At 62.7% G+C, this 23,071-nt stretch carries 12 protein-coding genes; 6 read left to right on the forward strand and 6 right to left on the reverse strand.

All coding sequences use genetic code 11. The annotated features are described in order from the left end of the window. Nucleotides 1-15: 15 nt before the first annotated feature. The 4 genes from KPL74_19005 to KPL74_19020 all read left to right on the forward strand — a co-directional run bounded on the left by KPL74_19005 (nucleotide 16) and on the right by KPL74_19020 (nucleotide 13,234). On the forward strand, nucleotides 16-9,666 hold the full coding sequence (locus tag KPL74_19005) for a hemagglutinin repeat-containing protein (protein ID QWT19822.1): 9,651 nt from the start codon (nucleotides 16-18) through the stop codon (nucleotides 9,664-9,666). A gap of 620 nt (nucleotides 9,667-10,286) precedes the next feature. Beyond that, the gene (locus KPL74_19010) at nucleotides 10,287-11,441 is read left to right on the forward strand and encodes a hypothetical protein (GenBank protein QWT19823.1); all 1,155 of its coding nucleotides are present in this window, start codon (nucleotides 10,287-10,289) and stop codon (nucleotides 11,439-11,441) included. 319 nt (nucleotides 11,442-11,760) lie between these two features. Continuing rightward, complete coding sequence (locus tag KPL74_19015) at nucleotides 11,761-12,471, forward strand: hypothetical protein (GenBank protein ID QWT19824.1); 711 nt, start codon at nucleotides 11,761-11,763, stop codon at nucleotides 12,469-12,471. A gap of 478 nt (nucleotides 12,472-12,949) precedes the next feature. Then, entirely contained in the window at nucleotides 12,950-13,234 is a 285-nt protein-coding gene (locus KPL74_19020; GenBank protein QWT19825.1) for a hypothetical protein, read from the forward strand. 29 nt (nucleotides 13,235-13,263) lie between these two features. On the opposite strand, the gene KPL74_19025 is transcribed toward KPL74_19020, so the two are convergent. From KPL74_19025 to KPL74_19040, 4 genes are all read right to left on the reverse strand, one after another. Continuing rightward, entirely contained in the window at nucleotides 13,264-13,689 is a 426-nt protein-coding gene (locus KPL74_19025; protein ID QWT19826.1) for a hypothetical protein, read from the reverse strand. A gap of 873 nt (nucleotides 13,690-14,562) precedes the next feature. After that, nucleotides 14,563-14,856: a DUF1697 domain-containing protein gene (locus KPL74_19030; protein QWT19827.1), complete on the reverse strand. Its 294-nt coding sequence runs from the start codon at nucleotides 14,854-14,856 to the stop codon at nucleotides 14,563-14,565. A gap of 21 nt (nucleotides 14,857-14,877) precedes the next feature. After that, on the reverse strand, nucleotides 14,878-15,078 hold the full coding sequence (locus tag KPL74_19035) for a DUF1697 domain-containing protein (GenBank protein QWT19828.1): 201 nt from the start codon (nucleotides 15,076-15,078) through the stop codon (nucleotides 14,878-14,880). Between the two features lie 50 nt (nucleotides 15,079-15,128). Beyond that, nucleotides 15,129-15,791 (reverse strand): outer membrane beta-barrel protein, encoded by a 663-nt coding sequence (locus tag KPL74_19040; protein ID QWT19829.1) that lies wholly within the window; start codon nucleotides 15,789-15,791, stop codon nucleotides 15,129-15,131. Between the two features lie 326 nt (nucleotides 15,792-16,117). On the opposite strand from KPL74_19040, the gene KPL74_19045 reads away from it, so the two are divergent. Continuing rightward, complete coding sequence (locus KPL74_19045; protein ID QWT19830.1) at nucleotides 16,118-16,822, forward strand: glutathione S-transferase N-terminal domain-containing protein; 705 nt, start codon at nucleotides 16,118-16,120, stop codon at nucleotides 16,820-16,822. 96 nt (nucleotides 16,823-16,918) lie between these two features. Here KPL74_19045 and KPL74_19050 read toward each other — a convergent pair whose 3' ends face one another. Both KPL74_19050 and KPL74_19055 read right to left on the reverse strand, forming a co-directional pair. Then, nucleotides 16,919-19,966 carry a TonB-dependent receptor gene (locus KPL74_19050; protein ID QWT19831.1) on the reverse strand — a complete coding sequence of 1,016 codons (3,048 nt, stop codon included), beginning with the start codon at nucleotides 19,964-19,966 and terminating at the stop codon, nucleotides 16,919-16,921. A 310-nt stretch (nucleotides 19,967-20,276) separates the two neighbouring features. Then, on the reverse strand, nucleotides 20,277-20,921 hold the full coding sequence (locus KPL74_19055) for a porin family protein (GenBank protein ID QWT19832.1): 645 nt from the start codon (nucleotides 20,919-20,921) through the stop codon (nucleotides 20,277-20,279). Nucleotides 20,922-21,163: 242 nt separating this feature from the next. Between KPL74_19055 and KPL74_19060 the strand changes: the two genes are divergently transcribed. Further along, complete coding sequence (locus KPL74_19060; GenBank protein ID QWT19833.1) at nucleotides 21,164-23,059, forward strand: hypothetical protein; 1,896 nt, start codon at nucleotides 21,164-21,166, stop codon at nucleotides 23,057-23,059. The last annotated feature ends 12 nt before the right edge of the window (nucleotides 23,060-23,071 follow it).

Genomic DNA, 23,071 nt, shown 5'->3' on the forward strand with positions numbered 1-23,071 from the left:
CGGATCGCATACCTCATGAAGAGCCTTTCTTTTCCCCACGGCACCGCCCAGTCGCTTGCCCTCGCCATCCTCGTCGCACTGGCCGGTGGCCCGGTCGCCGCACAGGCGCAGGTCGCCCCCGCGGCGGGTTCGGCCCACGCGCCGGGCGTGGATCACGCCGCCAATGGCACGCCGGTGGTGAACATCGTCGCGCCGAACCAGCGCGGTGTGTCGCACAACCAGTACCAGGACTTCAACGTCGATCCGCGCGGCCTGGTGCTGAACAACAGTGGTGCTGTCAGCCAGGCCCAGCAGGCGGGCTACATCGTGGGCAACCCGAACCTCGCGAACGGCGCGTCCGCACGGATCATCGTCAACGAGGTGACCTCGGCCAATTCGTCTCGCCTGCGAGGGTTCACCGAAGTCGCGGGCCAGCGGGCCGAAGTGGTTATCGCCAATCCCAACGGGATCAGCTGCGACGGCTGTGGCTTCATCAATACCTCGCGCAGCACGCTGGTGACCGGCACGCCGTTGTTCGGTGGCGATGGAAGCCTCGCGGCGTTCCGCGTCACCCGCGGGCAGATCGCGATCGAAGGCGCCGGATTGAACGCCTCCGGGGCCGACCGGCTCGATCTCATCGCCCGGACCGTCGCCGCCAATGCGAAGGCATGGGCCAACGAACTCAACGTCGTTACCGGTGCCAATGAGGTGGATTACACCGGCCTCGGTGCCAGGGCGATCGCGGGCGAGGGCGCGGCGGGCGTCAGCCTCGACGTGGCCGCGCTCGGTGGCATGTATGCCAACAAGATCCGGTTGGTGGGAACGGAGACCGGCGTCGGCGTGCGCAACGCGGGCGAGCTGGCGACGCAGGGCGGTGACTTCACCATCGACCAGGCCGGCCATCTCGAACTGACGGGGAAAACGACGTCGACGGGGCATCTCGGTATCCAAGCCGCGGCGCTGGCCAACAGCGGCACGCTCGCCTCGGGCGGCAATGTGACGCTGTCCACCACCGGGGCCATCGACAACAGCGGCACGATCTACGCGGCGAACGATGCCGCGCTCAGCAGCGGTGGGTCGCTGGCCAACAGCGGCAAGCTTTACGCCGTCGCGGGGCTTCTCGATATCCATGCAGCGGGGTTCCGCAACACGGGCGCTGGCGATGCGTACGCGGGCAAGCAGCTGGCGGTGCGTGCGGACAACATCGCCAACGAGGCGTCCATGGAGTCGGGCGGCGGACTGCTGCTGCAGACGGGCGGCACGCTGCGGAACACCGGGACGGTCATTGCCGGTGGGGCGGCGCGCGTGGAAGGTGGCGACATCGATAACAGCGGCCGTCTCAGCCTGGCGGGCCCCGCCGTGCTGTGGGCGACGCGTGCAGTGGTCAACCGCGGGACCCTCGTCGCGGGTGGCGAAACGTCGGTGCGCGCCGCTGGCATCACGAACGACGGCCACTGGCAGTCGGGTGGCGACATGGCCCTTTCGGGCGCGTCGCTTTCTGTCGGTGCGCAAGGCGTGTTGTATGCGGAGCGCGGCTTGACGGTCGATGTCGACGGCAGCGTGGATAACGCCGGCCAGGTCTACGCCGCTGGCACGCTGGGTCTGCGTGCTGGCGCGCTCGATAATGCGAACACCCTGCGCGCTGGTGGCGACCTGTCGGTCCGCGTGGCTGGCGACCTCGGCAACACCGGCAAGCTGATTTCCGACACGGGTAACGTGACCCTGGCTGCCAACCGCATCACCCAGGACGGCATGGTCAGCGCCGTCGGCGATGCCGCCCTGTCGGCCGCGAACGTGCTCAGCAATACGGGTACGACGGTGGCAAGGGGCAACCTGGTCCTCAACGCGGGCACGCTCGTATCGTCGGGCGTGCTCGGTGCGGGGATCCAGGCCGATGGCAGCCTTGGCACCGCCGGCATCCTCAACGCCACTGTCGCAGGGGCGCTGTCGGTCCACGGTGACACCCTGGCGGCGAGCGGGCTCACGCTGTCGGCGGCGTCGCTTGACCTGGACCATGCACACCTCCGCTCGGCGGGCGACATCTCGCTTACCGCCCGCCAGGGCGGGATCGACACCGGGGACGCCGACGTCGCGACGAGTCGTGCGTTGGCGTTGCACGCGGCCGGGGCGATCGGCAATCGCGGCGGTACGTTGCAAGGTGGCACGCTGGCGATCGCGGGCGGCAGCCTCGACAACCGGGGCGGCACCATCACCCAGACGGGATCGGCCGATCAGGTGCTGTCCTTCGGGGGTGGCATCGATAACTCCCGTGGACGCATCACGTCGAACGGCAAGAACGTCACGTTGCGTGCGTCGTCGATGCTCAACAACGACGGCGCCATCGAGCATGCGGGTGATGGCGTGCTCACCATGCGCAGTGGTGGTGGCGTTGCCAGCCGTGGTGGCCGCATCGTCGGCAATGGTGCGCTGGATCTCGATACGCAGGGCGCACTCGATTCGACCGGTGGCACGATCAGCCTGGCCCAGGGCGTGACGCTCAACGCCGCGAGCATCGCCAACGATGGCGGCACGCTCGTCGGCAGCGCACTGGCGGTGACGACGGCGGGTGTCCTGTCCAACGATGCCGGGACGATCCAGTCCGGTGGCGCCACCCTTATCAACGCAGGCTCGCTCGCCAACGGCAGCGGCCAGCTCAAGGGGCTCTCCGGCGAACTGATTCGGCTCGGCATCGCCAACGCGCTCAGCAATGGCGTCGGTGGTTTCATCGGTGGCAACGGCGGCCTTTGGTTGCACGCCGCTGCGCTGGATAACGCGGGCCAGGTCTATACCGGTGGCAGCGCCAACATCGCCACGACGGGCCAGCTCGTCAATCGCGGTGCGATCCAGGCCATGGGCGGCCTGTCGGTCGCCGCGGGCACGGCACTGGACAACAACGGCGGCCGTATCGAGGGCGGTAGTGGCGACAGCGCGGCGGAGCTCGCCGTCAGTAGCCGATCGCTGGCGAATGTCGGTGGCCGCATTGCCAACGGCGGCGCCGGGCAGACCCGCTTCAGCGTCGGCGGTGGCATCGACAACAGCGGAGGCACCCTGGGTGGCCAGGGCAATGTGTCGGTCAACGGCACATCGATCGACAACAGCGACGGTCGCGTGGTCGCGGGTGGCGACCTGGCCCTCGGCACCGGAGCTTTGTTGAACGCCCGCGGCAATGTCTACGCCGCGGGGACGCTCGCCTGGCACAACGGCGATGCCGTGCTGACCAACACCCAGGGCCAGTTTGGCGCGGGCGCACGCCTGGCGCTCACCCTGGCGTGGCTGGAAAACCTTGAAGGCAATGCCTCGTCCAACGGCGACGTGGCGCTGTCGCTCACCGGCGGCATCGTCGGCGACGGGCGCGTCATCGCGGGCCGCGACCTCGACATCAGCCTGCCGGGGCATTTCGTCAATAGCGGTGGTAGCCAGTTCAAGGCCAACCGGAACTTCGGCCTGCACCTGGGTGGTTCGTTTTACAACGGCGATGGCGCGGTGCTGGAGAGCGTTGGCGCGCTCACGATCGACGCGGCGTCCATCGACAACGGCACGGGCGCGCGGATCAGCAGCGCCGCCACTACCCTGAACTCACGTGGCCAGGTCACGAACCGTGGGCGCCTCGAAGGCGATACGCTCGACGTCAGTGGTACCGATATCGATAACACCGGCTCGATCATCGGCGACACCATCACCATCCGTGCGCTTAACCTCACCAACGGTGCCGACCTTGGCGGTGTCACGGACAATGCGGCCTACCAGTCCGCGCTGATCGCCGCCACGAAGGATGTCAGGCTGCTGGTCGGCGGCACCTTCCTCAACCGCGACGCGATGGTGTTCGCGCTGGGCGACATCTTCATCGCCGCCGACGAGGCCGGTAATCGCACGCAGGCGATCGTCAACCGCTCCGGTGATATCGAAGCCGACCAGCGCGTGACGCTGGCCGCGCAGCAGATCACCAACGAACGTCGTGTCTTCGAGACCGAGACCGTCCGACTTGCCGACGACGCGGTGAAGCAATCGAGTGGCCCCGTGGTGCGCTATGCGTACAACGATCCGGATCCGAATCATCGGCCGCCGAACATCGATCCCTCGCAGGTCGTGTCCGCGGAAGAGATCGCGCTGGCGCGGGCGTATTGCCAGCAGAGCGGTTACGACAACCACCGCTGCATCGGCTTCCGTGATGGCGACGGGATCCCTTCGTCGTTCGAAGGCTCCTTCGTCGACACGCTGGTGTCGTACGAGCGGCTGAAGCGCACCAGCGCCGAAGGGCGCATCGTCGGCGGTACCGACATCGTGCTGTCCGGTTCGGTGACCAACGACAAGTCCACCGTCGCCGCCGGCAACAACCTCATCATCAACGGAGCCGGCCAGGGCTCGGTGGGTGCGGGCGAGACCGCCATCGGCGGCGAAATCATCCGCAATATCGCCTGGGCCCCGACGGGCACGGTCCGCACGGTGGCCTTCAACGGCGTCGGCTGGGAGGCGCTGGTGCATGACCCGCGTCGCTGGGTGCCCGACGGGTTTCGTATCTACGGCACGAGCAGCAACATCGCGACCATCGCCCTGGGCGACGGCCAGCGGCCCGCATGGATCACGATCGACCCGGGCCAGGGCCTGGCCTCGCGGATGACCGCGGGTGGCTCCCTAAAATTCCACGGCGAGGCGATCGAAAACACCACCGTCGGTGCCGATGGCAAGCCGATCAGCGGCGTACAACTGGGTGCCAACGTGGGCGGTGGCAATGTCGTCGGCAAGGGCGCTGGCCAGGTCGGCCACGCCGGCGGCGACGTCGACCTCGGCGGCCTGGGTGACGCACCGGGCAACAGCCACGCCGGCCCGCGTCCGGGCTCGCAGAGCATCGGTGGTCCCGACGCGCCGGCCGGGCAGATCCGGCTGCCGTCCAATGGCCTGTATACGACGCACGCCGGCAGCGGCAGCCCCTACCTGATCGAGACCGACCCGCGCTTCGCCAGCAAGGCCGGCTTCCTCGGCAGTGACTACCTGATGCGCCGGCTCGGCTTCGACGGCACGCGCCTGATGAAGCGCCTCGGCGACGGCTTCTATGAACAGCGGATGGTGCTCGACCAGATCACCTCGCTGACCGGCCGCCGCTACCTCACCGACAACACCGATGCGATGGCGCAGTACCGCGCGCTCATGGATGCGGGCGCCGAAACGGCGGGCACCATCCAGCTCGCCGTCGGTGTCGCCCTCACCTCCGACCAGATGGCGAACCTCACCCAGGACATCGTCTGGATGGTGAGCCAGGAGGTCAACGGCGAGAAGGTGCTGGTGCCGGTGGTCTACCTCTCCGCCGCGCACGCGCAGGAAGCGGCGCAGGGCGGGGCGATCCTCTCCGGCAAGTCGGTGGTGCTCGATGCGTCGGGCGCGCTGACGAACACCGGCACCATCGCGGCAAGCCGTGACGCCAGCCTCAAGGCGGGCACCCTGCTCAATGCGGGCAACCTCACCGCCGGCGGTGATCTAAATGTTACCGCGGCGCAGGACATCCTCAATGGTGGGGTGATCAAGGGCGGGAACGTCAGCCTTGCGGCTGGCAACGACATCCGCAGTGGCGCCGATATCGGCCGCGTCGACCTCGGCGGACTGAAGCTCGGCGACGCCATGGCACCGTTCGATGCCGGCCGCCTCGGGCTCGCCACCGGCGGTTCGATCGCTTCGACCGGCGACCTCAGCGCAAATGCGGGCCGCGACCTTGCGCTGGGCAACGTGCTGGCGACGGCCGGTGGCGATCTGTCTCTGTCAGCGAAGCGCGATCTCTCACTTGACGCGACGTCGGTCAAGGCGGGCGGTGATGCGCAGCTCGTCGCCGGAGGGGACATCAGCCTGGGTGCGACCAGCCAGACGACGGCTGTGCAGGGTGGAATGCATAACAGTGAGCGCACAGCGCACGCGGTGACGACGATCAGCGCGGGTGGAAGTGCCGCACTCGTGGCTGGGCGGGATGTGATCAGCGAAGGGGCAAAGGTCACTGCGGGTGAGCAGTTGGTTGTCAGCGCCGGTCGCGACGTCGTTCTGAATGCCGTCACCGACACCGAGCGGCACGATGCCCATGACAAGGAAGGCAAGAAGCTGATCCGCACGTCGACCATGGACGAAACCCTCAACGGCACGCAGCTGGCAGGCGCGCAGGGCGTAACTATCAGCGCAGGCCACGACGTCAACGCCACCGCCCTGAGCATCACCAGCGAAACGGGTGGTGTTGCACTGGCGGCGGCAAACGACATCACCCTGAATGCTGGGGCTGAGCGGCACACAACCCAGCAAACAACCCAGAAGAAGACGTCCAGCACCTTCTCGAGTAAAAAGACGAGCACGCGGGACACCACGGATGACACGTACGCCATCGGTTCCGCTATCCATGGCGCCGATGGCGTTATCCTCGCAGCGTCGCGCGACATGAGGCTGCAGGGCACCCAGGTCAGTTCCGATGGTGCCATCGCGCTCGCGGCGGGACGCGACATCGCCCTTGAAGCCACGCATGACAGCTACAGCGAAAGCCATGCCTCGCGGACCAAGAAGTCCGGCGCGGTCCTCAACCGCGGCCTGGCGCCGGTGCACCAGGGCAAGGCCACTACCCGCGACTCGTCTACGACCCAGACCATCGCACATGGCACGACCGTGAGCGGTGACAGTGTCACCGTCGCTGCCGGCCGGAACCTTGTCGGCCAGGGCGTGCAGATCGCCGCGACGAACGATGTGCTGCTCGCCGCGGGGAACGATCTGCGCCTGACCACCGCCGAGAACACCTACAGCTCGAGCCAGGACAGCTCGGTGACGTATACCGGCTTTTCCCGTCAGGGCTTGAACGATCACTATGGGAAGGCAAGGGATACGCAGGGCCAGAGCATCACGGAACTGACCCACACCGGCAGCCTGGTCGGCTCAACCAATGGTCAGGTCACCCTGACGGCAGGCAATGACCTGCGCCTGACCGGGACTGACGTGATCAGCGAGCGAGCCACCACGATCGTTGGCAAGAATATGACGATCGACTCGACGGTCGGTACCGTCGATGCGACCCAGTACCAGCGCCACGACGAAGGCGGGGTCACCGTAGGCCTCGGAGGCTCCATGGCGTCCCTTGCGATGGACGCGCGGCAGTCCGCCCGGCGTGCCAGCGAAGTCGATGACGGTCGGCTCAAGGCACTGTACGCCGCTAAGGCCGCCTATGACATCAAGGACCTCAGCGACGCGTACGTTGCCAAGGGCGTTCGCGCCGGTGAAGGTGGGAAGGCAGGCGAAGAGGGCATCAACGTCCAGGCCAGCGTCGGCGGCAAGAGCGCGAGCAGCCGCACAACCAGCCACGACGAAGTTGCCTTCGGAAGCCATATCCGGAGTAACGGCGATGTCACCATTGCGGCTACCGGTGGCGATCTGAACATCATCGGGAGCGAAGTTACGGGCAATAACGTGGCCCTCGCAGCTGCGCACGACATCAACCTGCTGAGTCAGGCCGAACAGCACACACTCAAGAACGACTCAAAGAACAGCAGCGGCGGTGTGGGTGTGAGCTTTGGGACGAGCGGCTTGGGCATCTTCGCAGAGGCGAGCGTCGGCAACGGCAAGGTTCGGGGCAACGGCACGACGCACGCCGAAACAACAATCAACGCTGGCAATGTCCTCACCCTGCTTAGCGGGAATGACACGACCATCCAAGGCGCGCAGCTGAAGGGTGAGCAGGTCATCGCCGACATCGGGAACAACCTGACCATCCGCAGCGAGCAGGACACCGACGATTACGCCAGCAAGACCATGCAGGCCGGCGGCAAGGTCATGGTCGGCTGGACACAAAGTGGGTTCGTCAGCGCAAGCGGTTATTACAGCAAAGGAACGGTCGACAGCCATTACCAGAGCGTCAACGAAGTCAGCGGCATCAAGGCTGGCGCCGGCGGGTTCCAAATGGCGGTGGGCGGCACGACACACCTGGTTGGCGGCCAGATTGCCAGCACGGCCGATGCGTCGAAGAACCTACTGAGCACGGGAAGCCTTGTCTATGAGGATCTGCACAACGAGACCAAGTACAAGGCCACCCAGGTGACCATGAGCGGCGGGAGTACCCTGGCGAGCAACATTTCGGGCGCCGTGGGTGCCGCTGTTGGCCTGCTTACGCCGCAGCACGATAACGAGAGTAGCGACACCAAGGCGGGTATCGCTGGAGGCACGATCATCGTGCGTAATGAGCCGGGCAAGGATCTCAGCGGCCTCGATCGTACGCCGACACTGGCGAACGATTCCCTCAAGAATGTGTTCGATCTGGAAAAGGTTCGCGAGAACCAGGAATTGACCACGCTTACTGGCTATGTCGGGATGCGCGGCGTCGGCGATGTGGCTACCCACATGCAAAACAAGAGTAAGACCGAAGAGGAATGGAAGTCCTGGGGCGACGGCGGCCGAAACAAGGTGATCCTGCACGGCGTCGTCGGCGCTGCCATAGCAGCGCTGGGCGGTGGAAGCGCAGCTGAGGGCGCGCTCGGCGGCACCGCGAGCGAGGCTGCATCCAAGGCGATGCAGGAGTTCCTCTACAAGCAGGGCGTGGATCCGCGCAGTGACGAGTGGCGAGCTTTCATGGAGCTTGGAAGTGCCGCTGTAGGTGGCGTCGCGGGCCAAGGAACGGGTGCGCTTGCTGCTCTCAATGGTGAAAAGTACAACCGGCAGATTCACCCCAGCTTGGTCAACTTCATCACCGACGAGGTCGCCATAAAGTATGCGGCGGAGAAGGGCATCACTGAGCGTGAAGCACGCGGCCTGCTCATTCGTGCGGTGATGGCGGCGAACGATGACTTTTCCGGGAGATACTTCGGTGGAAAGGACGTTGGCGTGAACGATACCCCTGAGCAGCGCGACGACGCGCGGGATTTTCTCGGCCTCAACAATCCTGCCACTCTAGATGGATGGAAGTACGATCTAACATCGACGGGGGAGGAGCGAGCGAATTCGGAGCTCGGCGCCGACCAGCTGTTTAAAGATAAGCGCGCGTTGGCCAGTGTTCTGGAGGCTATGAATCCACTCGGAGATGTCGGCCGAGAGTCTGCGCTTCTTACGTACTACGAAAGCACGAGCTTGCCTGAGCGAGTCGATGCATGGGTATCTGAAGACACAGGTAAGTTCCTGAAGTTTAATGGTCAGCTCGTCATGACTGGCGTAAGTGGAGGCTTGTCAGCGGGCGTTCCATTCTTGGCGGCAGCTAATGCATCTCGCGAAGGCGCGCTAGTCGCGAACGCCGCTACCTACGTTCTGGCCTCGCGAGCTGGCGCAGGCGCGTTGAATGGAGGGGTCAATGCTGCCTCGCAGCTCGCGCAAGAAGGGCATGTCCGGTGGACGAACGTCCTTATAGCGACGGCTGGAGGATCCCTCGGTGTCGGTGGTGGTGCTTCGTGGAACATGGCAGTCGGTTCGGTTGGAGCGTTTGCACAGACCGAACTTAACAATCGAATCTACAACGAAAACAACGATCCTTTCTTAAGCTCGCTTTTCTCCGGAATCGCTAATGGCGCGGGCTATAAAAATGGAGGTTTGATCACCAACTGGATGCGAAAAAAAATGCCGTCGTCTGTCTTGCCATATGTCTCAGGTAATGCGGCTGGTCCTATGACAGCGGAGGCCTTTCAGGCACTTATGAATTCGGTGCAAACGCAGGCGCCAAAGGAAGGTACCGCACGAGTCCATGAAAAATGACCCGCCTACTTCTTAGCATCGCGGTCGGATTGAATTTCTTTGTGTTCACAACAAGCCTGACCGTCATCTTTGCGTGGATAGCATGCGCAATAAAGGGTATTGACTTTGATTTCGTGTTCGCCGTGACATTCGCGAGTAAGCGAGGATTGGTGTCGGCAGTCATGGGTATGCTTCTCGTCTATCTGCCGCAACCAAGACCTCGAAGACCCCACTAGCGAACATTCAGGCTATCAACGGTTTTGAAACATCGCTTCAGTCGTTAGACCAAGTACGTGAGAAACGAAGGCAGACTTCTGTTGCCTAGCTCTTTTGACGTCTTCTTGGTCGATACCAATTTAAATGACGCAATTGAGCGACGGGTTGAGTCGATGCGGGATGTCAGGATCAATCGTGCGATGTTAGAGAGCGAAACAATATTTGACTACGCGCTTTTCGACAAATTCGTCGAACCCGTGCGCGTGGGCCTGGGGAAGCGAGGCTGTTGCGAACGCCGCTGTCTGGGGTGACAGCATTTAGGGATTCGTGAACCAGTTGACGAGCGAACATCACGATTGTTGCCTCCCGAAGTATTGATGAGCCCCAATCGAGAAGTGGGTGCCAGGGTTTGACGAAGTTATTTAGTGATGAAGGAAAGAGAGGGGTTTTTGATGAAAGGCATTTTTGCCAGAGCTACTATGCTCGCTTCAATATGTGTTTCTGGTATCTGCCAAGCGGGCGATGAGGCGCCTCGTACGCTGCGCTTTCTTGCAGATCGCTCGAGGTTTATCGCGGAGCTCCAAGCAAAGAGCGAGGCGTCGAGGCTCAGGGCCCTCAACAGCAAGGCTATCGTCGAAGGCGCCGCCTCCCTGGCGCGGCTCGACGAGCGATCGGCGGCGGCACGGAAGGGCTCGTTTGTCGAGGCCGATGCTCTCGGTTCGGACCTGCGAGCTTACCTGCTTGGTAAAGGGGTCGATCTGAATTCAGACGATGGGCAGGAAGTGGTCAGCCGTGTAGCTGCCGCGGTCGCTGTAAGTGCGGCGAGCGAAGCAGATGAGAAGAAGCCGCAAGACACGGGCGTCTTGCTTCGTCCCCTCACGGACGTAGAAGTCGCTTGGATTCATCAGCATGCGGAGCAATACGGATTTGAGCGTCGTCTGCCGCCGCAAGAAGCAGCACTGCTGCTTCTTGCGCAGGCGGGTCGCCAAGTCCGCGATGGTTCAAATGCAGACTGGGATCTAGACTCCAGCAGGTTTCTCTCGCGCGCGACGAGAGCAAGATTCGTTGACTCCGACCACCCAGGTCTATCACTTCGGATGTTCCACCCGTCGTTCTCTTCTAAAGGAGAGAGCCTTGCTAACGCACGACGGTCACTGTCCGGTGAAGAGCTTGCCTTCGCAGTCAGATTTGATCTGGTGGACCCGCCCAATGCTGCTCATCTCTACGGAGCCACTCACTATTCGATGAAAGGCCGTGTGAGATCGGGCGTCGACAGCGGAGTGGAGGTCGCTATCCTTTCGACTGTTCGGCCGGCCACACGAGTAGCCGGTCGTTTGGCAGTAGCTTGCGCGGCGATTGATTTAGTGGCATGCCGACAAAGCGACGGTCTATCGTTGGCGTTCTCCGGTGACCGCCGCATTGGCGGACCCACGTTTGGAGGGCCGTCTCAGCTCTCGGAGTCTATGCCTTATTGGGTAAATGTGAATCGCTTTTACCAATCAATGACTGACTATGGCGTGAGCGCTGTTACGCAAGAACAGTTTGCGATTGACATGGCCAAGGTTGGTGGCCAGAACTAGTTCTTGCAATTCGAGCGTGTGAGTACCTCTTGGGGAAGCAGGAAGATTTCTCCCTTGAGTTCGACTCGGATAACGTCCTGCGGATTATCAGGTGCGGATTTGCGGGTGGATCGTGCCTCGGAGTTTCATCTTTTCTCTTGGCATATTCTGGCCGTCACCGATGAGTCGGGAAGAAAGCGACGCACGGCCATGCACGGAACAAGCTCGTTCGTAGATCTTCCATTCTGGATTCCGGATGCATCCGCCGAAGCCGTGCATAGCCCGCGTCTCACAGCTGCGCAACTACGTGCAGGAATGAACTTATGACAAGGAGTCATACATGCGTCACTACGTCATTTCGACAGTTTTCGTTGCCATCGCGCTCTCCGGTTGCGCCGGTGGCCCGAAGCGTCCGGCGCTGAGCTCGGATGTCATCGACACGATTCGCGCCAAAGGTCTCAACATGAAGCCTGCAGACGACGCGACTTTCCTCACGCAAACGAAGGAAAAGATCGCGGCGCTCGCCGTGTTGAGCTTCGCTACCGCTGCGCTGGGCGGAGGCAATCCGATCCCTGTCGGCCAGCGCAACAGGATGCCAGAAGGCGGGTATCTCGATGCGAACGCTTGGCCCTTATCTCAGGTCGTCGTCGATGCCGGTGAGTTCAAAGACCCTGGGAAAGCAATGGACGTGAGTTTGCGGGACCGTTTGGCAAAGATAGGCATCATCCACAACCCAGCCGCGAACTACTCAATGATCGCCTCTGTCGATTTCTGGGCACTCGACTTCGAGAATCTCACCGAGTCCGATAACTACCGCTTGTACTTCGACCTGAGGCTGACCTTGAAGCGCGGGGTCTTCTTTGCGAAGACGGTCCGATGCGCGGGTGCGTCGCTTGAGAAACATAACTATGACGACTGGATGGCTGGTGATCACGAGCGCATCCATCGTACGGCGGCGGTGATTGGCGATAGCTGTGCCAGTCGGATGTTGGCAGAGCTTGACCTTGCGGGTGGTGAGACTGTGCCTTTGGTCTTGGAGGCCGAAGGTTGAGCTGATTAACGTGAACCCCTGGAGTACGAGTCGCGCGCAGGCGCGCTCCTGCGGGAGGGCGGCGGCCAGGACGGTTAGGTTGGCGACGGTGTTGAATGTTCGTGCGATGCCGACCTTGAATCAGGCCGCCATCTAGACCTATTGATGCAGGGCAATGAGAGCATACCTAGCGGTTACCTCTACGATGTTTGCAGTTTCTTTCATTAGTGTCGCCTTCTGGGGGGTGATAGCGACGATCCTTTATGGGGCGGCATTCACTGTTGAAGGCATGCTTTTCCTTCTCAAGCAATCACTGATTGCTGGATCGGGTACTGCCGCCACGTGCTTTGCTATTGCCGCCTTCTTTCTGCGCCGAAGAAGTCGTAAGTAATGCGAGTGATGCCCTCATAGAAAGAATGGTCTAGCGCAGAAGGTTGCGGGTGTACCAAGAGACGAAGAAGTGAGAAGGCTCTTTAATGCGGCAAAGTTCGGTTCGGTCATGTTTGCGACGGTGTTCGTCATGGCCGTGGTGTCTGGGGTGATCGTAAACCTGATCTACGAATTTGACTTTAGCGAGCGAAGTCTCCGGCTTTTATTCACGCTGGCATTCTTAGCCGGCGTCAAGACTGGGTTTGTATGTTTTCTGCTGGGAATCTTCAATGTGTACTGGAAAATTGGGTCAAAGGCGCGTGGACGTGGTTGTGATCTCGCACGATCACTAGGACGCGATAGACAGATTGAGCGTTTCGAAAAAGCTCAACCTAACGATGGGGCGTCGAAATGAGACGGCTAGTCAGCGCTGTGATCTACGGATCAGCAATGTTCTGTACTTCGTTTGTAATTGCGGCGTCGTGTGGCGTGATTTACACGATATACGACGGCTTGAAATTTGACGAAAAGGTTGTCTTTTTCTTTCTTCGGAAAGCGTTTATTTCTGGTGCGGTAGCGGGGGTTGCGTGCTTTTTGATCGGCTACTTTGGAGTTCATCGACGAATCGGGTCCAAGTAGCTTAGCGACGGTCTTCTGCCTTGTCAGAAACGGCACGAACAGCGCCGCGAACGCAATGATTGAAAGTCGAAGCCAAAGAGGCGGTGGGCCAGTGATCGATGGGCTCTGGTCTGGCGTTATCGGCGCGGTTATGGCCCAGTTCTCGAAGGTGAAGCCATCACCTTTGACATACGGCTTGGTGTTCTTAGCCGGAGCAATCGGGGCAGTAGTCTTTATGGTCTTCTGCTTCACTGAGCACGGACGATGGAGAGAAGGTATCGACATCTTTATCAGCGTGCTGTTTACGCCTCTCGTCCCGATATCAATGATTGTCGGCGGATTATTTTTGACTTCGATATTCTGGTTCAGGATTGATCGATAGCTTGTTGATATCCCATTGATGCCATGTTTTCGGTGACATTCGCGTGGAAGTGGGGAATGGTTCCTTCGGTCATGGATAAGCATCAAATGCTGAAGAAAAGTGCCAGATCACTCGGCATCGAGGTGCTCATGCTGAGCAGTCTGGAGAGTCACGGTGTGACGTTTGCGATAGACGAGTCTCGATCTGATGTGGTGGGCGCCCAGTGCGCAAATTGCAACACGATAGTCTGGAAGAGCGGTAGGGAAGATAAGATCCTGAGCGAAGTGCCTCCGGTAGGCGTACCTGACTCTGGCGCTGGCTATCGAGCGTATTACGCTTCAAAGGTCGATCGCTTTCTCGCAGCTATTCCGGCTTGTCCGGACTGTGGAGCGACTAACTTTGATCGGTTTGTGACAAACGTCCGAACACCAAGATTCTCCGACGGAACGGTTTGGTGTGCGGATGCATCGCACAGTGCCATCCCAACATCCGATCGGGACGTGTGGTGGCTTGGATAGGGTGTCTGCATCGACATCAGATAAAGCAACGAACAGACGGCATCATAATCTTGCCGTTCTTACAAGAGATATCCGACTTGTTCGACGCCGCATCTGTTCCGTGGACGTCGTTCCCCCTGGTACCCATTGGGGCGTGTGAAGTCGAGGTCCCCGCGGGTGGTGCGGCTCTGCCTTTGGCCTCTGAGGCTGATGGGTAAGCGGACGATTGTGACCTTCTGGATGTAGGGGTCGCGCGCAGGCGCGCTCCTACAGGAGGGCGGTGGCGAGGTCGGTTAGTTTGGCGACGGTGTTGATGTTTCGCGCGGTGCCGGCTTTGGCGGCTGGGATCACCAGCTTGGACGAGGCCATGCCGTCGTCGTATCGGACGTAGATCTCACGCTTGCCCAGGCGGATTTCCTCGTTCGCCTGGTGGCGTACCGAAGCCAGGGCGTCTTTGGGCGGTGGCGCATCGAGGAAGATGGCTACCACGCGGTTGCCGGGCGCATCGGGGAAGGGATTGGCGGCGAGCACGGCGGCCATTTCGGCGGCGGTGCGGACCATGACTCCGACGGGCTTGCCGGCCTAAGCCGCCAGGCGGGCCTCAAGGGCGGCCTTGACGGCCTTCTCCTTGAGCGTGGAGGTAAACACCACATTGCCACTGGCGATATAGGTCTTTACCGCAAGGAAGCCCTCCGCCTCGCACATGGCCTTCAACTCGGCCATCGGTAGCTTCCCGGTGCCGCCGACGTTCACGGCGCGGAGCAGGGCGATGAAAGCGGGCATGCAATGTATCCCCCAACGGAAGGCATGCCCGCAGTGTAAGCCGCCGCCGATCAGAAGGCGTATTCGGCGCCGACGCCTACGGTGTTAACGGCCAGGAGTTGCGTACGGCCGTCGGTGTAATTTACCCGGTTCGCGAAGTAGCGGGTCGCATCGATGCTGAGGGTCAGCTTGGGAAGGACGGCGTAGCCGAGGCTGACGCCGAAGTACGGGCGAGTGTTGCTGGCGTTGACCCACGACTTCCTGAGCAGGCCGGGCCCGATGAGCCGGTCGCGCTGGCGGGCCTGGTTCCAGGCAACGCCGCCATGGGCGACCAGCGAAAGCTGGTCGGCGATATGCCATTTGAAGGTTCCGCCCAGGAGGTAGGCGCGAAGGTCGAGGTCGCGGGTGTATAGCGCCTTGTTCTTGCTGCCCGCGATGGGCAGGTATTGGCGGTGGCCCAGGTGGCCAAGCCACGCGTACCCGCCTTCGGCACCCAGGGCGAACTGGTCGGCGACGGCCCAGCGGTAGCCGATCAAGGCATTGCCGTAGCGGCCGTGGGTGTCCTTCTGCACGTTGCGATCGATGTTGAACGAGGATTTCCCGAAGGTGGCATGGACGAAGAGGCCGCTTTGCGCGCCCCCCGACCTGGAGGATCCGCTGCCGCCATCGGTGGCGTGCGCGGCTAACGGTACGGCGCCCAGCAGCAGGGCGGTAAGGATGAGCTTTCGTTTCATGACAAGTCCCTTGTCGGTGAGGGTGGGTCGGGTGGTGCGCGAGGAGTTTAGGCGCCACGCATCGCCCATTTCGGCGTCCCCTACAGCCACGCCCCCGGACCCCGCGAAGCCCAGGAAACGCCCCAGCCCGCGCCCACACTCGCGTATCAGCCGACGCCTACATCACCCCCAAGGCATTCCCCTACACCCCGCAGCGACATCACCCGACGCACAGCACCGCCGCATGCCTTCACCCATCCGGGAACAACGGCAGGCTACGGTTGAATCCGCCACGCCGCCGCCCTACCTTCGAACGATCACTCCGCGCAAAACCCCAAGGAATCCCCATGGCCGACCTCGACTCGTTCCCGATCACCGCCCGCTGGCCGGCGAAGCACCCAGATCGCATCCAGCTGTATTCGTTGCCCACGCCGAACGGCGTGAAGGCGTCGATCATGCTCGAGGAGCTTGGCCTGCCGTACGAGGTACACCTCGTCGACATCATGAAGAACGAGAGCAAGCTGCCGGAGTTCGAGTCGCTGAACCCGAACGGCAAGATTCCGGCGATGATCGATCCGAATGGCCCAGGTGGCGAAGCCATCGGCCTGTTCGAATCCGGTGCCATCCTGCTCTACCTCGCCGAGAAGACCGGCAAGTTCATCCCGAAGGATCCGGCGAAGAAATGGGAAACCATCCAGTGGGTGTTCTTCCAGATGGCGAGCATCGGCCCGATGTTTGGCCAGGTGGGGTTCTTCCACAAGTTCGCCGGGCGCGAATGGGAAGACAAGCGGCCGCTGCAGCGTTATGTCGATGAAGCCAAGCGGTTGCTTGGGGTGCTGGACAAGCAGCTGGCCGGGCAGGACTGGATTGTCGGCGATGAGTACACGATCGCGGATATCGCCACGCTGGGTTGGGTGAATAACCTGGTGACGTTTTATGGCGCGCGGGAGCTGGTGGCGTTCGACCAGTTCGAGAACGTCATTGCATGGCTGGAGCGTGGGACGTCGCGGCCGGGAGTGGAGCGGGGGTTGAAGATTCCGGCGCGGGGGTAGGTGAAAGGGTTCGAACGACTGGGAAAAAAGCATCGCGCGCGGGCGCGCTCCTACAGGGGAGTCGTGACCCGGCGCGATGCTTGCAACCCACTAACCTCAATAATCGTAATTAACGCTCAACCGCGCATACCGCGGCTGCTGCATCGACGTCGGCGTGCCGTACAGCGGGTTATTCAGGTTCGGGCTCGATTCGCTGTTCGGGAAGATCGCCAGCACCTTCTGCTCGTTGGTCACGTTGAAGACGTTGAGGTTGAATGCGAGCCTCGATGCGGCGAAGGCCGGACGATAGGTCACGCCCAGGTCCAACTGGCGGACCCAGGGCAACCGCCCATGGCTGCCGGGCGGTGACGGTTCGCCGTAGCAGAAGTGATAGCTGTTGCCGTAACCGGCCGGGTCGGTGCGGTCTTCGCCAAAGTAGCCAAGGCACGGCTTCGGCGCGCCGGAGATCAGGCTGAGGTTGGCGCTGGCCAGCCATTCGGACGTGAACTGGTAATAGCCGAAGAACTTCAGCTGGTGCTTGTGATCGTTGTTCTGCACACCATTGGTGTTGACCATGATGTAGCTGTTATCCCAGTCCTGCGTCGTCGATACCGCGGTCTGGCCCGTGCCGCGCGATTCGCGGAACAGGTCGGAGCGAAGCTGGCCTTCGGTGTTGCCGTAGCTGCGCGAGAACGTATAGCTCACCTTGCCGTACCAGCCATCCGCGAACGGATGCTCGAGGAAGCTCTCCAGCGCGTAGTAACGACGCTTCAAACCCTGGAAACCGAACTCCTTGTTGCTCAGCGGCACGCTCACGTAATTCCCCGAGGTATCGACGAGGTTGAAGGTGTTGGCCTTGCCCGGGTTGAACAGCCAGCAGCTCACCGGGTTGCTGTCGGTCGTCACGTCGTAGCCCAGCGACTGGGCCTTCGCGAGCACCAGGTCGATGTCGCAATAGTCGTCGATGGCGTTACGCAAGGTCCGCTGCGTTGCTTTCGCGCCGTAGACCCAGTCCGATCCCAGCGTCTTGGTGAAGCCGAGGATGAACTCGTCCTGGTACTCGGACTTCAGCCCCTTGGTGGTGACGGTCTTCGGATCCGGCAACTGGCCGAACGTATTGTTGGCCGCCACCGGCACCGAGATCGCGGTGAGCCCGGTCGGCGTGCCATCGGCCGCGATGCCGCCGTAGGTGAAGTACTGCGAGGTGGTGAGTGCACCGCCGGCCGCGTTGAGCGCCGGATTCAGCGGCAGGCCGAGGTAATAGCGGCCCGCGTTGGCGTACACCTTGAACGTCGCATCGCCCGTCACGTCCCAGCTAGCACCCAGGCGCGGGGCCCACTGCGGCTTGTGCTGGGTGATGAAGGCATCGCCGTCGGCGTTGTAGTTCTTGAACTGGTCGTTGCGGATGCCGAAGGAGAGCAGCCAGCGATCCGACACCTGCCACTTGTCTTCGATGTACTGCGCACGCTGCGCGGACCGCACGGTGGCCAGGCTGCTGTTGATGTTCTGGATGACGTAGTAGCCACCCGCGCCGTTGGGGAAGCCGCCGGTGGCGGGTACGCCCAGGCCGGTCGAGATCGGCGTGTTCGGGTCGCCCTGGCCGTAGGTCCACGAGTAGCCGTTCGGGCCCGAGGTCACCGAGCCCTGGTCGATCGCCGTGGCCGTCTGGTTATCCATGCCGGCGGTAATCGTGTGGTCGCCGATCTTGTAGGTGATGTCGATGCGGGTATTGGTCGTACGGTTGCCCTTGCCGGGCGGGAGCAGGCTCGACACGGTCTGCGAGTTGCCACGCGGCGCACCGCCATTCAACGCGGGATTCTGGTTGACGATGCCGTCGACGTAGGTGAGCGTGGGATCGTAGCCACCGGGTGAGTCGTAGGCCGTGGTGTGCAACTTGCCGTACTGGGCGCTGACGGTCAGGTCGTCGGTGATGTAGCCGGTGTACTTCGCCGTCCACAGGTCGCCACCGTTCTTGGTGTCGTCGTCCGCACCGATCCGGCCCAGCCGCGTGCGCGTGGCGTAGTTGTAGTCATACACCGTGCCCGAGGTCTCGTACTTGTCCGACGCTCCGGTGACTTCGAGGATGTTGCTGTCGGTGATGTTCCAGTCGAGCTTGCCGTACCAGCGCGGCGAGTTGTAGCGGTAGTCCTCGTAAGGCTTCGTGCTGGTGAAGCCGCTCACCGGATTCACCGTATTGCCCTGCTGTCGCTGGTATTCCGCCGCGACGAAGACGAACAGCTTGTCCTTGATCAGCGGGCCGCCCGCGTAGGCGCTCACCGTGGTGCTGTCGCTGCCGTTCTCGCTATCCGGCGCGTAGAGGTTGCCGGCACGGGGCGACGCGGGCAGGCCGTTCTCGTAATAGCGGTTGCGCGGGGCCGCGCGTGCGAAGGCGGGCTCCCACAACACCTGTGCACCGAAGTGCCATTCGTTGGTACCGCGCTTGCCGACCACGTTGATCACGCCACCGTCGGAGCGACCGTATTGCGCGCTGTAGCCGCCGGTGTAAACCTCCTGCTGTTCGATCGCGCCGTAGGGCAGGGAAAGACCGCCAAAGCCCTGCAGCGGATCGGTGGTGGCGAAGCCGTTGACGTAATACGCGTTCTCACTCGCCGCCGAGCCACCGAAACTCACCAGCGAGTTGCCGGTGGCGCCGCGGAAGTTACCGCCGTTGTTGACCACGCCCGGGGCGAGCAGGGCGATCGCTTCGGAGTTGCGTCCCAGCGGCAGCTTCGCCAGCTGTTCGGAGGTGACCACCGTGCGCGAGTCGATGGTCGACACGTCGATCCTCGCCAGCGCCGAGGCGGACACGGTCATCCCGCCCAGGTCCTGCGCGTTCGCGGCCGTGGAAACGAAGGAGACCTCGGTACCGGCGCCCACCTTGAGCGAGATGTTGTTGCGGGTATCCACGGTCTGGCCGTTGGCGCGCAGGCTGACGGTGTACGTGCCCAGCGGCAGCTGGCCGGCGCTGTAGCGGCCCCGTTCGTCCACCGCGACCTCGCGGCTCAGGCCGGTGTCGCTGGTGATGACGACCGTCTGCCCCGGGGCCACGGGGGCCTGGCCGAACAGGCCGCCGGTGGTGGACTGGCCAAAAGCCACGGGCACGGCGGCCAGGCCCAGGGCCACGGCGAGCGCGATGCGGTGGGGGCGGATGGTGCGACTGGACATGGGGCAACGTCTCCTCGGTACGTTTCTTGGGCGCACGGCTACCTGCGGGGCCGCGGCACGGCCTCGTCATGGCTTCGATGGACAAACCCCTGGGTGCGCTCCGCCGAGCCGGCCGTGAAGCCGGTGGCGAGAGGCGTCTGGATGCTTCCTTTCGGAATTCCCTGCGTGCTGCGGCGCAACACGTGCTATCGGTTATAGCCAACAACCGTAAGGTTGTATAGGGGTTTAGGCGGCTATACGAAAAAATCCTACGAAACGAAAAACGGCCGCTTGCGCGGCCGTTGTTTCCCTACCGGACGGATCCGGCGGTTTACCAGAAGCGATATTCCAGCGAGAGACCGGTCACGCCGACGTTCACCGTACGCTTGTCGCCGGTGATGTTTTCCGCCTTGGTGGCGTAGTGGTCGTAGACCAGCGTCAGGCCGAGGTTCTCGTTGAAGTCGTAGCCGAAGCCGAGGCCACCGTACACACCGTTATCGTTCGAATCGTGGTTCGAGTAATACGGGGTATAACCCGGCTGGCTGGGCGAAACGTACTCGCTGATCGAGTACTTCACGCGCGAGTGGGCAAGGCCGGCGTGCGCCGTGATGGTGAAGCCGTGCGGAAGATCCCACTTGCCGTTGGCACCGACGAGGAGCGCCTGGCCCTTGAACTTCGCCTTGTAGACGTCGGTCTGGCCCGGGAAGCTGTAGTCGTCGCTGGCCTTCATGCTACCGAGGTCGACGTAACCCACTTCGACGCCGAGCGAGAACGGACGATCGACCACCCAGCGATAACCCGCGAGGGCACCGAACGCGGTGTCGTTGTTGTCGTCGAAGCTGGTGTGGCTCACGCTGTAGTGGGAGCTGCCACCGTTCACGCTGACGAATGCACCCTGCTGGGTCACGGCGGCGGCGGAAAACGAGGCGAGGGAGAGCGCGGTGGCCGCAGCCACCGAAAGCAGAACCTTTTGCATGATGAAGTCCCTGATCCTTGTAAGTACGCCGACCCCTTTGCCGGCGTGCCTCGTGGGCGCCGATATCTTACGAGGGTTTCATGATGACTGCCATGACAGCTGCCGCCCCGTGACCTCTGGCATAGGGAGACCCGGGCCCCGGCGTTTAGGATCGGGGGCTTGCGCGGACCGCAGGGGCCCGCGCCGACCCCATCGCAGGCACGGACGGCCCGGCGACCCCACCTGTTCCTCGGGAGAGACATTTGAAATCCACGCTTCTTGCTTCCGCGCTGCTAGCCGCCCTGGCCAGCCTTGGCGCCACGGCCGCGTTCGCAGACGACGTGCCGGCCATCCAGGATGGCCCGTACAACGGCACCCTCAAGGTCATGGTCGACGCGACCGACCTCGACCACCGCATCCTGCGGGTTAAGGAAACCGTCCCGGCCCAGCCCGGCAAGCTGACCCTGCTGTTCCCGGAGTGGATCCCGGGCCACCACTCGCCGACCGGCCCGATCGACCAGTTCGCCGGCCTCATCGTCAAGGCGAACGGCCAGCGGCTCGAGTGGACCCGTGACGAGTTCAACGTCTATGCCTTCCACGTCGAGGTGCCGGCAGGCGCGACGTCGGTGGACCTCGAGTTCCAGACGCTGACCCCGCAGGACACCCGCCAGGGTCGCATCGTGATGACCCCGGACATGGTCAACGTCGAGTGGAACCAGGTCGCGCTGTACCCGGCGGGCTACCGCGCCGACCAGGTCCAGGTCGAGCCGTCGGTGAAGTTCCCGGCCGGTTTCCAGTTCGGTACCGCGCTGGAACAGGCGAGCAAGGATGGCGATACCGTCACCTTCAAGAACATCGACTTCGACAACCTGGTCGATTCGCCGATCTTCGCCGGCCGTTACTTCAAGCGCGTCGACCTCGACCCGAACGGTCGCTCGCCGGTGCACCTGAACATCATCGCCGACAGCGCGAAGTCGCTGGAAATCAAGCCGGAAGCGCTCGAGATCCACCGCAACCTCGTCAAGCAGATGGACAAGCTGTATGGCGCGCGCCACTACAACCACTACGACTTCCTGTTGGCGCTGACCGACAAGCTCGGCGGCATCGGCCTGGAGCACCATCGCTCCTCGGAAAACAGCGCGTCGACCAACTACTTCACCGAGTGGGACAAGAGCTGGCTCGGCCGCGACCTGCTGGCGCATGAGTACAACCACTCGTGGGACGGCAAGTACCGCCGCGGCGCCGACCTCGCCACGCCGAGCTTCAACGTGCCGATGGGCGACAGCCTGCTGTGGGTGTACGAAGGCCAGACCCAGTTCTGGGGCAACGTGGTTGCCGCCCGTTCGGGCCTCGTCTCGCAGGACCAGGCGCGCGACCTGCTCGCCATGGTCGCCGCCACCTACGACAAGGGCCGTCCGGGCCTGTCCTGGCGTAACGTGCAGGACACCACCAACGACCCGACCATCGCCCAGCGTCGCCCGCTCTCGTACCGCAACTACCAGATGAGCGAAGACTACTATTCGGGCGGCCAGATGATCTGGCTCGACGTCGACACCAAGCTGCGCGAACTGACCAAGAACAAGCGTTCGCTGGACGATTTCGCCAAGGCCTTCTTCGGCATGAAGGACGGTGACTGGAAGGTCAATCCGTACACCTTCGAGGAAGTGGCCTCGACGCTGAACAGCATCACCCCGTACGAATGGGCGAAGTACCTGCGTGACCGCGTCGACGGCCACAAGGGCGACCTCGAAGGCATCGAGCGCGGTGGCTGGAAGCTGGTCTACAACGACAAGCCGTCGGAAGCGGTGAAGGCGTTCGAAGCACGTCGCCACTACACCGACCTGACCTACTCGGCCGGCTTCGGCGTGTCGTCCAAGGGCGACATCTCCGACGTGCGCTGGGACAGCCCGGCCTTCAACGCCGGCCTGTCGCCGGGCATGCACGTGGTCGCCGTGAACGGCAAGGAGTTCGACGGCGATGCGCTGAAGGACGCCGTGACCGCGTCGAAGGGCACCTCGGCCCCGATCGAACTGCTGGTGAAGAACTTCGACCAGTACAAGACGATCAAGATCGAGTACCACGACGGCCTGAAGTATCCGCACCTGGAGCGCGATGCGAGCAAGCCGGACTGGCTGACCCAGCTCTACAAGGCGAAGTAAGGAAAAGGGCCC

The sequence above is a fragment of the Bacillus sp. NP157 genome (assembly GCA_018889975.1).
Lineage (GTDB): Bacteria > Pseudomonadota > Gammaproteobacteria > Xanthomonadales > Rhodanobacteraceae > Luteibacter.